We start from the raw sequence: 12,631 nt of genomic DNA on the forward strand, positions 1-12,631 counted from the left end.
GTCAAGGGTCACACCACTGATCCGTTTCGTCCGAGTGACTTCCCTCTGATGATCGCGTTACTCGCACACCTCGGCCCGACGGATCACGAACCGGAGGAAAACAGTCGTGTACAGCGATTTCGTCCGCGTGATCCCCGCAGACCACCTTCCGATTCCCACTTCGGGACCGCTCTCGACAGCCGCTGACACCGACACACGCCCCTGCTCGAGCACTGCCGCCGTGAACAGCACGTTGACGCGGGAAGAAACGGGAGCCTATATTCCGCTTAAGTCGCACTCCGGGGCGAGACGAACTGTGTACGATCGTCTCGGCGGGCCGTTTCTGGCCCGGACGGCTCCGACCGGTTCCCGCACCGGTCGAGCACACCGCGCCCGCATGTCCGGGTAGCCGCGGACTCGTACCGAGCAGTCACCCACGCTCACGGAGACGACCACGGCGCAGACCGGTCGAACCGGCACCGCAGCCACGTCCGCGGACTTCGATGCCGCCCCTCGCAGGCGAACCACGTCCACGAACACCGTTTCCCACTCCGGAGGAACCACCGTGATCCATTGGGATGCCCCCACCCACCACGACCGGCTGGCCGACGAACGGCGCGGACTGCTCCGCTTCGCCGCCGCGTCCCGGGTCCCGGAAGGAGGGTTCGGCTGGCTCGACGCGACAGGACGGCTCGCCCAGCGGCAGCCGATCACCACGTGGATCACCGCGCGGATGACGCACGTGTTCAGCCTGGCCAGCGGCTTCGACGACGTCGACACCGCGGACCTGGCCGACCACGGTGTCGCGGCGCTGCGCGAGCAGCTGCACGACCCCGAGCACGGCGGGTGGTACTCCAGCACGGACGACCCCGCGAAAGGTGCCTACGAGCACGCGTTCGTCGTCCTGGCCGCGAGCAGCGCCACAGCCGTCGACCGTCCCGGTGCCGCGGAGTTGCTGACCCGAGCGCTGGAGACCGTCGAACACCGCTTCTGGGACGAGCGCACCGGCCTGGCCCTCGAGAGCTGGGACCGGTCGTGGCAGGAGCCCGAGCCCTACCGCGGCGCCAACAGCAACATGCACCTCGTCGAGGCGTTCCTGGCCGCCGGGGACGTCACCGGCGACTCCGGCTGGCACCACCGCGCCCTGCGCATCACCGAGACCCTCATCCACCGGGTCGCCGCGGCTCACGACTGGCGGCTACCCGAACACTTCACCACCGACTGGGAACCGATCCCGGACTACAACCGCGACCGGCCCGAACACCCGTTCCGGCCGCACGGCGGCACGGTCGGGCACTGGTTGGAGTGGGCCCGGCTCCTGATCCAGCTCGATGCCGCTCTCGGCTCGGAAGCCCCCGACTGGCTGCTCGAAGACGCCCGGCGGCTGTTCGACTCCGCCGTCAGCCGGGGCTGGAACATCGACGGCCACCCCGGATTCGTCTACACCCTGGACTGGCACGACCGCCCCCAGGTCAGAGCTCGCATGCACTGGGTCGTCGCCGAAGCCGTGCTCACCGCGAACGCGCTGTACCAGCGCACAGGAGAACACCACTACATCCGCTGGTACGACACGTTCTGGGAGTACGCCCACACCCACCACATCGACGACGAGCACGGCAGCTGGCACCACGAGATCACCCCGGAGGGCCGGGTCTCCAGCACCGTCTGGTCCGGCAAACCGGACGCCTACCACGCATACCAGGCCGCACTGCTTCCTACCCTGCCGCTCACGCCCGCCCCGGCCGTGCTCGCCCGTCGACGCTCGCGGTGACTGCCCTGCTCCGCCGCGGCTACGCGGCCGCGTAGCCGCGGCGGTCGCTGTAAGCGCCCGGTGACGGTCAGCGCACGCCGTTGTCGGAGATCACCCGCGCGTAGCGGTACGCGCTCCTCTTCGGAGTGCGGCGCTGGGTGTCGTAGTCGACGTGCACGATCCCGAAGCGCTTGGCATAGCCCTCGGCCCACTCGAAGTTGTCCAGCAGGGACCAGTAGAAGTACCCGCGCAGGTCGACCCCTCGTTCCAGGGCCCGGTGCATCGCCCTCAGGTGGGCCTCGAGGAACTCGGTCCGCTCGACGTCATCCACACCGGATTCGGTGACCACGTCCGGGTAGGCCGCCCCGTTCTCGGTCACGTACAGCGGCACCTCGGGATATCTCCGGTGCAGTTCGACCAGCAGCTCGGTCAACCCTTCCGGGACCACTTCCCACCCCATGTCGGTCCGGGGCAGCCCGCGCCCGGGAAAACTCACGTGCTCCGCCCCCACCCAGGGTGCGGGAGGCCCGGATCCGGCGTCGGGACGTCCCGAGACGTTGTGGTCGTGGTAGTAGTTGACCCCGAGCAGATCCGTCCCCGCCGAGATCCGTTCCACGTCACCGTCCTCGACGACCTCGTCGAGACCGAACGGTTCCAGATCGGACAGCAGGTCCCGCGGATAGGAACCGCGCAGCAGCGGCTCCAGGAAGAAGCGGTTCTGCAGACCGTCCACCCGGCGAGCTGCTTCGACGTCGGCCGCGTTCCCCGGATCGTTCGGGTGCACGGGAAACAGGTTCAGCGTGATCCCCACACCGGCCCCGGGGGCGTGTTCCCGGACGGCCGCTCGCCCCCGGCCGTGGGCGAGCAGCAGGTGGTGCCCCGCCGCCACGGCCGCGCGCGGATCGGTTCGCCCCGGCGCGTGCACACCGGCGGCGTATCCCAGGAAGGCGGCGCACCAGGGCTCGTTGAGCGTCGTCCAGTTCGACACCCGGTCACCGAGCCGACGCAGCACACTGTCGACGTAGTCGGCGAAACGGTGCGCGGTGTCCCGGTTCGCCCAGCCACCACGGTCCTCCAACTCCTGCGGCAGATCCCAGTGGTAGAGCGTCGGCCACGGCGCGATGCCGTGCTCCAGCAACTCGTCGACGAGCCGTTCGTAGAAATCGAGCCCCGCCTCGTTGACGGCTCCGCCTGCAGGCCGAACGCGGGGCCAGGCGATCGAGAACCGATAGGCTCGCAGCCCCAGCCGGGACATCAACCGAACGTCGTCGCTCATCCGCCGATAGTGGTCCGCCGCGGGCTCACCGGTGTCGCCACCGACCACGGCACCTGGCCGTGCGCAGAAGGTGTCCCAGATGGAGGTCCCCCTTCCGTCCGCCGTGGTGGACCCTTCGACCTGGAAAGCTGCCGTGGCCGCGCCCCAGACGAAGCCGTCCGGGAAAAGGGCCGCCGGTTTCGCCTCGCCCGTGTTCGCGGCGTGGAACCGCTCGTCGTGACGCACGGGAGCACTCACCTCTCCTCTCGCGGGGATCTCTGGGGGATGTGTGGTGGTCCGCCGGTCGGCGCGGCACCGGCTGCCGCGCCGACCGGACCACGCGGGACGCGCTCACCCGTTCACGCGATCCGTTCCTCGACGGAGGACTCGTAGAGCCAACAGCGCGCCGCGTGCCCGTCACCGACGGCGAACTCGGGCGGCTGGTGCTCGCACTTCGGCATCGCGTGCGGGCACCGAGTCCGGAAAGGACACCCCCCGGCGTCGGCCGACACCTCGCCGGAGGGCCGTTCGGGGGGCGACAGCGCCGCGGAGCTCCCGCCCGGATCCGGAGCCGAGTCCCTGAGCAGCCGGGTGTAGGGGTGGTGTGGCCGCAGGATCACGTCGTCGCTGCTGCCGCGCTCGACCACCTGACCGCGGTACATCACCAGAACCTGCTCGGAGAAGTGCCGCGCGGTGGCCAGATCGTGCGTGATGTAGAGAACCGCCAAGTTCTCCTCGGTCTTGAGCTCGTCGATCAGGTTGAGTATGTCCAACCGGATCGAGACGTCGAGCATCGAGACCGGCTCGTCCGCCAACAGCACCCGCGGGCCGGGCGCCAGCGCACGAGCGATCGCGACCCGCTGACGCTGCCCGCCCGAGAGCTCGTGCGGCTGCTTGGCGATCACCCGATCCGGCGGAACCAGCGCCACCCGCTCGAGCAGGCGCTCGACCCGCTCGTCCACGGCGGACCGGCTCAACGCCCCACCATGCAGCCGCACGGGCCTGCTCAGGTGGTGCCGCACCGTGTGGAAGGGATTGAGCGAGGCGAACGGGTCCTGGAAGACCAGCTGCACCTGCCGCCGGTAGTTCTGGGTGGCCTTCCGGCCGGAGGCGAGCCGTCCGCCCTCCAGCAACACCTCCCCGGAGGTGGGCGGCAGCAGCCGCGCGAGCATTCGGGCCACCGTCGACTTCCCACTGCCGCTCTCCCCCACCAGCGCCACCGTGCTCCCGGCGGCCAGCTCGAAAGAGACGTCGTCGACGGCGCGCAGCGTCCGCTTCCGACCACCCTCGCGCAACCGGAATTCCTTGGCCAGGTCACGGACTTCGAAAGTAGTCACAGGTTCACCTCGGTTGTCTCGGTCGGGTGGAATCGTCCACGCAGCAGCGACGTCGGTGTCCCGCCTCCGTACTTTCCGGGGTCGTACGCGTGGCAGGCCACGCGATCGTGGCCGTCCGCGGGTGCCTCCGCGTGTGCGACCAGCGGTGGCTCCTCGTCCGCGCAGACCGCGCGGCGGTACGGACAGCGCTCGGCGAAGGCGCACCTGTCCAGCGGGTCCGCAAGGTTCGGGGTGTGGCCGGGGATACCGTGCAGTGCCCCGCGCTCACTGGTGATGCCGGGGAACGAGTTGAGCAGACCGACCGTGTAGGGATGCGCCGGTTCCCGGCGCAGCCGGTGAGTACTGCCCTCCTCCACCACCCGGCCCGCGTACATGATCGCGATGCGATCGCTGATCTCCAGCAGCAGCGACATGTCGTGGGTGATGAACACGACCGCGAAGCCGAGTTCGGCACGCAACCTGGTGATCTCGGCAAGGATCTCGCGCTGCACCACCACGTCCAGCGCCGTGGTGGGCTCGTCCATCACCAGCACGTCCGGCCGCAGTGCCAGCGACATCGCGATCATCACGCGCTGGCGCATCCCGCCGGACAGCTCGTGCGGATAGCTGGAGGCCCGGCGCGGGTCCACCCCGACCAGCTCGAGCAGTTCGGTGCAGCGCTTCCTGCGTTCGCGCTTACCGGTCGCGGGCTCATGGGTGGCGATGACGTCCTCGAGCTGGGTACGCACGTTCAACACCGGATTCAACGCGTTCATCGCGCCCTGGAAGACCATGGCCAACTTGTTCCACCGGAACTCGCGCAGCGCCCTGCCCCGCAGGCCCGTCACGTCGACGTCACCGCCGGGGTCGTGAAAGGTCACGCTGCCCCCCACCACGCGGGCGGGTGGCCGCAGCAGCCGATTGATCGCATAGGCCAGGGTCGACTTGCCGCAACCGCTCTCACCCGCCAGGCCGAGTATCTCTCCCCTGCCGAGGACGAGGTCGACGTCGCGGACCGCGTGCACGGAGCGTTCCGCCTCGTAGTCGACGCTGAGTCCGCTCACGGTCAGCACCGGCCGTTGTCCGGAGTCGGAGGACTGTTGCACTGAACTGTTCATCGGGAGGCCTTCCGCTGACGTGCGGCGCTGCGCAGGTTCGGGTCGATGATCTCGTCGATGGCGAAATTGATCAGGGACAGGCCGCAGCCGAGCACGGCCATCAACAACCCCGGCGGGACGAACCACCACCAGGCCCCGAGAATCAACGCCTGGCCGTTCTGCGCGTAGTACAGCAGCGTTCCCCAGGTCAGGCTTCCAAAGCCCGCCAGGCCGAGGAACGCCAGTCCCGCCTCGGTGAGCACGGCGAAGATGACGGCGAACACGAACTGCGCGGCCACCACCGGCAGCAGATTGGGCAGAATCTCGACGCACACGATGCGCCAGGAACGTTCCCCGGAGGCCTTGGCCGCGGTGACGTAGTCGCGCTCCCGGACCGACCGGGCCTGGGCCCGCAGCACCCTGGTCGGAGCCGCCCAGGTCGTCACGGTGATGACCAGGATGGTGACCAGCAGCCCTCCCCCGTCCAGGTAGTTGGCGATCACGATCGCCAGGGGGAGGCTGGGCACGACCAGGACGACGTTGGTCACCAGGGAGAACGTCTCGTCGGTCCTGCCTCCCACGTAGCCGCCGACCACACCCACCGCGATCGACACCAACGTGGCGATCGCGCCGACGACCAGCCCGACCAGCAGAGATCCCCGGGTGGCCCGGGTGAGCTGCGCCAGTACGTCCTGGCCGGTCTCGGTGGTGCCCAGCCAGTGCGCACCGCTCGGCGGCTGGAGCACGGCCCCGCTGACCGCGTGCGGATCACCCGTGAGCAGCGGGCCGACCCCACCGACCAGGGCGATGGCGAGCACGATCCCGAGTCCGGTACGCAGCTTTCCCGACTCCGGTAGTCGCCACCGGAGCGCGGGACGCCTCCTCCTGCCCACGGCAGGATCCGCCCCGGAAGTCTCGGCCGCCTCCTCGGCGGTGTGCTTGTCCACTGTCATGAGTTTCACCCAGTCTCTCGGGTCCGCGGATCGATGACCGAATGCAGCATGTCGACCACGAAGTTCGCGCCGAGCACGGTCAGCGTGATGACGAGGAAGATGGCCTGCATGAGGGGGTAGTCGTTGTTCTTGACCGCCTGCAGCAGGACGTAACCGACACCGGGGTACGAGAAAACCGCCTCGGTGACGATCGACCCGCTGACCACGAAGCCCAGCGAAACCGCGAAACCGGTAATGCTGGGCAGCACCGCGTTGCGCGCCGCGTAGGCCAGCATGACCCGGCGCGGACGCAACCCCTTGGCCTCCGCCGTGAGCACGTAGTCCGCCGAGAGCGTGGAGACCATCATGTTGCGCATCCCCAGCAACCAACCCCCCACGGAGCTGAGCACGATGGTCACCGCGGGAAGCACCGCGTGCCGGAGCGCGCTGGTCAGGAACTCCGCGTTGATCCCGGGGTCGGTGCTGTATCCGTACCCCCCTGCCAACGGCAGCAGCTCCAGCACCGAACCGAACACGTACAGCAGCACCAGGGCCAGCCAGAAGTACGGGATGGCCGCGATGAACGTGGTGAGCGGGGCGACCCCGTCCAGCCAGGTGCCCCGTCGCCATCCGGCGAAAGTACCCAGCCCGACCCCCAGCACGAAGGAGACGACCGTGGACACCCCCACCAGCACGACCGTCCAGGGCAGCGACTGTCCGAGCACCGTGGAGACCGGAGTCGGGAAGTAGGTGACCGAGACCCCGAAGTCACCGGTGAACAGGTTGCCCAGATAGGTGAAGTACTGCGCGAACACATTGGCGTCCCCGCCCTGGCCGAGGGCTGTCGCGATGGCCGAGCGCGCCTGGGGCGGCACGGGACCACCGCTCTGCTGCATCCGCGCGAGCAGGATGTCCACCGGACTGCCCGGCATCATCCTGGGAATGGCGAAGTTCAACGTGATCGCCGCCCACGCGGCGACCAGGTAGAACAACACCTTGCGACGTACGTAGGTCACGACCGACCTCTCCTCTCGGTGGCGCCGGCGACCGTCATTGCTTGACCCTCAGGTTCTTGGCCACGATGCCCAGGTCCGGAGCGAACTGGGCCGCCGCGACGGCGTACTGGTCGTTTTCGGTCGGCCAACCGGTGAAGGCCTCGGTCCGGTACTGGGTGACCGCGTTGCGCTGCAGGACGGGGATGTAGGGCAACTGCTCGGAAATAACGCGCTGCACCTCGGCGTAGGCCCGTTCGCGCTCCCGCTCGTCACGGGTGGAGCCGACCGCCTCCAGCGCCTCGTCCACTCTGTCGTCGCGGAAGCGGGCGTAGTTCGGATTGGCCTGCTCCCCGATCGGCGCGGTATTGGCGCTGTTGTAGAAGTCGTTGTAGAGGTAGTAGGGATCCGGTCCGCCGTAGAGGTTGTCGATGGCGAGCTGGAACTCGCCGTTGTTGCGGTCGGCGGTGAACGCCGCGTAGGAGACTTCCCGGGGAATCAGCTCGATTCCGATCTTCTCCAGCTGCTGGCGCAGCACGTTGGCGGTCGAGATGTAGTCCGTGTAACCACTGGTGATCTTCAGCGTCAGCGAGAGCCGCTCGCCGCGGCGGCTGACGAAGATCCCGTCGTCACCCCGCCGGTATCCGGCCTGCTCGAGGATCCGGCGCGCGCGTTGACGGTTCATCCGCATGCGCTTTCCCCGCAGCTCCGGTGCCACGTACCGCTCGTCGCGCGGCAGCAACAACATCGCCGGTGACGGCGCTTCGCTCTTGCCGTTGTAGACCAGGTCGTTGATCTGTCCGCGGTCGAAGCCGAGCGACAGCGCCTGGCGCACCGCGACATCGCTGGTCAGCCCGCGCACGGTGTTGGCGATCAGCACGGTCAGGTACAGGGGTGTGGCGACGTAGTCGTTGGTCTCGTGCCGGGAGACATAGGTGCGGTCGATCCGCGGGATGACCAGGGTCGTCCAGTCGAGCTTGCCGGCCAGCAGCGCTTTCGTGGCGGCCTGGTTCCCGCTCAGCGAGATGTAGCGCATGGCCTGGATTCCCGGTTTGCCCTCCTGCCAGTAATTCCGATTCCTGGTCAGTACGTAGTCCTGCGTGGAGAATTCCTTCAACGTGAACGCTCCCGTTCCGACCGGATCGGTGTTGGGATACGTCGCCGGATTCTCGACCTTCGACCACAGGTGCTCGGGAACCATGAACGTGTATCCCGCGATGTACCACAGCTCGGCGTAGACGGGACGACTGAAACCGATGCTCACTGTGTGCGAATCCGTGGCCCGCGCTTCCGTGATCGGCAACGCGTAGCTGTTGAGCGACTCCTCACGCCGGATCAGGTCGAAGGTGAAAGCCACGTCAGCGCTGTCGAAGGGTGCTCCGTCCGACCAGGTCACTCCTTTCCGCAGCCGGAAAGTGATCCGCTTCCCGCCGTCGGACCACTCGTAGCTCTCGGCCAGCTGCGGTGCCGGATCGTCGTTGCGAGCCTGGTTGAAGAACATCAACGGCTCGTAGATGATCCCGCGCGCGGGCGGGTTGGAGGTCGGCGTGAACGGGTTGAAGTTGTTCGTGAGCTGCCCGGTGGCGCCGGTGTAGACGATTAGCTCGGAACTTCCCCGCCCACTCGCGGCCGAACACCCCGTGACCGCGAGCGCGGCGCCCGCTCCGACCCCCTTGAGCAGTGTTCGCCGCGTGGCGTGTGCGCACATGCGGGTCCTCCCCTCGAAAGTGCTTTGCCACATCCGCCCGCAGCGGATGCCATGTTCAGTGAAGCGTTTAAGTGATGTAGCCAACATAATTACCCGAGACACAACGCGCGATCAACCCTTTCGGATCAGCCAAAGCACTTGATTGAGCAAGTCCCCGTTCCGCGCCCCTCGGCCGAACCCCACGCTCGGAGACGCGAACCCCCTCCGCGACAACGGCGGGCTCCGAAACAGCACGAGGGCACGACTCGAACACGCCCCCCGCGCGCCCACACGAACGCGGCCACCGCTCCCGAGCACCACCAAACGTGGGAAAAATTTTCGGAGTTCCACGCGCTTAGTTGACTTATTCGCTTAAGTGATTTGGTGTACCCACGAAGGAACTCTTCTTCCCCGAAGGAGAAAGCATGCGATTCCGGCCGAGAACGCTTCTCGCACTCGCACTGGTCACGACCACCCCGGTCACCGCTGCCGCCGCATCCTCGAACGAAGCCCCTCGGGGGCAGGACACGGTCGCCACCCGAACGGGAGGGCTCGCCCCCACACCCCCGATGGGCTGGAACTCCTGGAACGACTTCGGCTGCGACGTCAGCGCGGAACTCGTGCGGCAGACCGCCGAAGTCATGGTCTCCAGCGGGATGAGAGCCGCCGGGTACGAGTACGTCAACATCGACGACTGCTGGATGGCCGAGCAACGCGGCCCCAACGGCCTGCTGGTGCCCGACCCGAACAAGTTCCCGAACGGGATGAAGGCTCTCGTCGACCACGTGCACTCGCTCGGGCTCAAGATCGGCCTCTACGCCACGGCGGGCACGGAGACGTGCGCGGGCTACCCCGGCAGCCTGGGCCACGAGAAAATCGACGCCCGCACCTTCGCCGAGTGGGGCATCGACTACCTCAAGTACGACAACTGCAACAACCGGGGCGTCCCGGCCGAGAAACGCTACGGGGCCATGGCCGAGGCGATCACCGCCACCGGCGAACCCATCGTGCTAAGCATCTGCGAATGGGGCCAGGAGAAACCCTGGAAGGGCTGGGGCCGCGAGGTCGGCGGCCGGCTGTGGAGGACCACCGGAGACATCCGCGACACCTGGACCAGTTGGACCGGCATCCTGGACCAGCAGGTCGGCCTGGCGAAGTACGCGGGCCCCAACGGCTGGAACGACCCCGACATGCTCGAGGTCGGCAACGGCAACATGAGCGAGAACGAGTACCGCGCGCACTTCGCCCTGTGGGCACTGCTGAACGCCCCGCTGATCGCGGGCAACGACCTGCGCGACATGAGCGAGCCGACCAGAAGGATCCTCACCGATCGGGACCTGATCGCGGTCAACCAGGACTGGGCTGGCATCCAGGGACGCAAGATCCGCGATGACGGCGATCAGGAGGTCTGGGCCAAACCGATGTCCGACGGTTCGGTGGCGGTGGCCCTGTTCAACCGGGCCCGCACCAACGCGACCATCTCGATCCCGGCCGAGCAGCTGGGTCTGCCCGCGGCGCCCCACTACCGGTTGCGGAACCTGTGGCGCGACACGGAGTCCACGAGTACCGGAACCGTCCGCGGCGCGGTCGGCGCGCACAGCGCTGTGGTCCTCCGCGTGTGGCCGCGGCAGGGGGATCAGCTCGCTCCGGCGCACGCGCTGGACCTGCGGGCCCCGGAGCACGTCGAGGCCGGTGAACCGTTCACGGTGAACACCACGCTGCACAACGACGGCCGCCGCCCGCTGCACGAGGCCGGGGTGCGCCTGCACGTCCCGGACGGCTACACCGTCGAGAACGGGAACTCCGCCCACACCCGTCTGGTGCGCGGCGGGCAGCACTGGCAGCGGGAGTGGACGTTGCGTCCCACCGCGACGTCGCGGAAACCGGACCGGAAACCCTTGGAGGTCTCCGCGGAGGCGAGCTCGCGCACCGGCGACAACACGCGCACCCGAGGGGCCGGGCAGGAAGTCGTCCCGGTTTCGGCACCCGCGGCCGGACACGTCGAGGTCTCGTCCCTGCCACTGCTGTCGACCGAGAACGGGATGGGCCCGGTCGAGCGGGACCGGGCCAACGGCCACGCCGAGCGCGGCGACGGCGCGACCATGAGCATCGCCGGAACCGAGTACTCCACGGGGCTCGGCGTGCACGCGGACTCCTCCGTCCGACTCTACCTGGGCGGCGAGTGCGAGCGCTTCTCCGCCGAGGTCGGCGTGGACGACCAGTACGACGGGGAGGGCAGCGTCGAGTTCACCGTGCGCGGTGACGGTCGGACGCTGGCCGGAACCGGCAAGCGCGAGGGCGGACAACCCGCTGTTCCGATCGACGTCCCGGTCGCGGACACCACCGTGCTCGAGCTGCGAGTGAGCGACTCGGGCGACGGTGATTACGGCGACGCCGCGGACTGGGCGAAGGCCCGGCTGCGCTGCTGACGACGTTCGAACACCGAGCGCGGGGCCGTCGACACCGCGTCGGCGGCCCCGCCGCTGCCGGGGCGAGTGCTCATTCGGCCGGATCCGACCTGGTGCAAGCGACGGAGCCGCTCGTCACCACCCGAATCAACCGGCCCCGCCGGGTGTTCGGCCACGGGTCCCGAGCGAACCGCCCCGCGCGACCTCCTGGTCAAGACGGGATGGGCTCGCCGAGCTCGGCGAAGAAGGGAGGTTCGGCACCGGCACGCGAACAGGTCACCGCCGCGGTCCTGGCTGCGAAGTGCAGCACCGCACGCCACTGCTCGCCCCCCATCGCCGCCACGGCCGGACCGGACAGCGCGTCGTTTCGCTCCAAACACGCCAGCACGGCCGCCTGCACCGTGTCCCCGGCCCCGATCGTGTCCACCACGGTGGAGCTCGGCACGGGCACGTCGACACGGGTTCCGTCACGGAGCACGGCCGACATCCCCGCCGCACCGTGCGTCACCAGCACGACCGAGGGGCCCATCGTCACCCAGGCACGTGCCGCGGCCACCGGATCACTATCGCCGTCGCCGACCAACCACCGGGCATCCTCGACGGAGAGCTTCAACAGGTCGACGTCCGACAACCAGCTCTCGAAACGAGCGCGATAGGCCGCCGGGTCCTCGACCAGCGTGCCCCGGATGTTCGGGTCGAGCGCGATCAGGCTCCCGCGCTCCGACTCACGCCGCATGACGGACTCGTAGGCGCTGGCCCCTGGTTCGAGCACCAGCGACAACCCGCCCAGGGACACCGCGTGGGCGGAGGTCAGCGGGCCTGGGTCGACGACACACCGGTCGGCGCAGTCGTGCACGTAGAAGGCGTAGTCCACCCCGGCCTCTCCGGGATTGGCCACCGCGAGCGCGGTCCGCTCGTCACCGCGCTGCAGCAATGAGGTGTCCACCCCGGACGAGGCCAGTCGTCGCAGCAGTGCTTCTCCGAACACGTCCGTGGAGAGCCGGGACAGCAGTGCGGTATCCGTGTCCAACCGTCCCAGTGCGACAGCCACATTGCAGGCAGCGCCGCCCAGCCTCGGGGCCAGTGCGGCGAGCCGGAAATCGGTTTGCTCTTGCTCCGGTACGAGGTCGACGAGCGCCTCGCCTCCTACGACGATCACAGCGTTCCTTTCGATGACCAGGTGAAGAACACGCCCGGCGAGGGAGCACGAGCGGT

General features: G+C 68.5%; 9 protein-coding genes. 2 read left to right on the plus strand and 7 right to left on the minus strand.

Features of this window, described 5'->3' with window-relative positions; genetic code table 11:
• Window positions 1-544 precede the first annotated feature (544 nt).
• Window positions 545-1,750, plus strand: a complete 1,206-nt coding sequence (locus G9Q41_RS03245) for an AGE family epimerase/isomerase (protein ID WP_165631311.1) — start codon at window positions 545-547, stop codon at window positions 1,748-1,750.
• 67 nt (window positions 1,751-1,817) lie between these two features.
• Here G9Q41_RS03245 and G9Q41_RS03250 read toward each other — a convergent pair whose 3' ends face one another.
• The 6 genes from G9Q41_RS03250 to G9Q41_RS03275 form a co-directional block, all read right to left on the minus strand.
• Window positions 1,818-3,230, minus strand: coding sequence for a GH1 family beta-glucosidase (locus G9Q41_RS03250; RefSeq protein ID WP_165631684.1), 1,413 nt, complete (start codon window positions 3,228-3,230; stop codon window positions 1,818-1,820).
• A 113-nt stretch (window positions 3,231-3,343) separates the two neighbouring features.
• On the minus strand, window positions 3,344-4,321 hold the full coding sequence (locus tag G9Q41_RS03255) for an ABC transporter ATP-binding protein (RefSeq protein ID WP_142077088.1): 978 nt from the start codon (window positions 4,319-4,321) through the stop codon (window positions 3,344-3,346).
• Window positions 4,318-5,418 (minus strand): ABC transporter ATP-binding protein, encoded by a 1,101-nt coding sequence (locus G9Q41_RS03260; protein WP_165631310.1) that lies wholly within the window; start codon window positions 5,416-5,418, stop codon window positions 4,318-4,320. Before G9Q41_RS03260 ends, G9Q41_RS03255 begins: the two co-directional genes overlap by 4 nt.
• Window positions 5,415-6,350: an ABC transporter permease gene (locus G9Q41_RS03265; protein ID WP_165631309.1), complete on the minus strand. Its 936-nt coding sequence runs from the start codon at window positions 6,348-6,350 to the stop codon at window positions 5,415-5,417. Before G9Q41_RS03265 ends, G9Q41_RS03260 begins: the two co-directional genes overlap by 4 nt.
• Before the next feature lie 5 nt (window positions 6,351-6,355).
• Entirely contained in the window at window positions 6,356-7,345 is a 990-nt protein-coding gene (locus tag G9Q41_RS03270) for an ABC transporter permease (protein WP_165631308.1), read from the minus strand.
• 34 nt (window positions 7,346-7,379) lie between these two features.
• Window positions 7,380-9,029 (minus strand): ABC transporter substrate-binding protein, encoded by a 1,650-nt coding sequence (locus tag G9Q41_RS03275; protein WP_242687021.1) that lies wholly within the window; start codon window positions 9,027-9,029, stop codon window positions 7,380-7,382.
• Between the two features lie 404 nt (window positions 9,030-9,433).
• Here G9Q41_RS03275 and G9Q41_RS03280 point away from each other — a divergent pair, with 404 nt between their 5' ends.
• Window positions 9,434-11,437, plus strand: a complete 2,004-nt coding sequence (locus G9Q41_RS03280) for an NPCBM/NEW2 domain-containing protein (RefSeq protein WP_165631307.1) — start codon at window positions 9,434-9,436, stop codon at window positions 11,435-11,437.
• 190 nt (window positions 11,438-11,627) lie between these two features.
• Here G9Q41_RS03280 and G9Q41_RS03285 read toward each other — a convergent pair whose 3' ends face one another.
• Window positions 11,628-12,575, minus strand: coding sequence for a carbohydrate kinase (locus G9Q41_RS03285; RefSeq protein WP_165631306.1), 948 nt, complete (start codon window positions 12,573-12,575; stop codon window positions 11,628-11,630).
• Between the last annotated feature and the right edge of the window lie 56 nt (window positions 12,576-12,631).

It is taken from the genome of Actinopolyspora sp. BKK2 (assembly GCF_011291845.1).
Taxonomy (GTDB): Bacteria; Actinomycetota; Actinomycetes; order Mycobacteriales; family Pseudonocardiaceae; genus Actinopolyspora; species Actinopolyspora saharensis.

What these genes read in the sequence shown, in the direction of transcription:
- G9Q41_RS03260 (WP_165631310.1), bottom strand. Translation starts at nt 5,418, where the DNA reads ATGAACAGTTCAGTGCAACAGTCCTCCGACTCCGGACAACGGCCGGTG.
- G9Q41_RS03265 (WP_165631309.1), bottom strand. Translation starts at nt 6,350, where the DNA reads ATGACAGTGGACAAGCACACCGCCGAGGAGGCGGCCGAGACTTCCGGG.
- G9Q41_RS03275 (WP_242687021.1), bottom strand. Translation starts at nt 9,029, where the DNA reads ATGTGCGCACACGCCACGCGGCGAACACTGCTCAAGGGGGTCGGAGCG.
- G9Q41_RS03280 (WP_165631307.1), top strand. Translation starts at nt 9,434, where the DNA reads ATGCGATTCCGGCCGAGAACGCTTCTCGCACTCGCACTGGTCACGACC.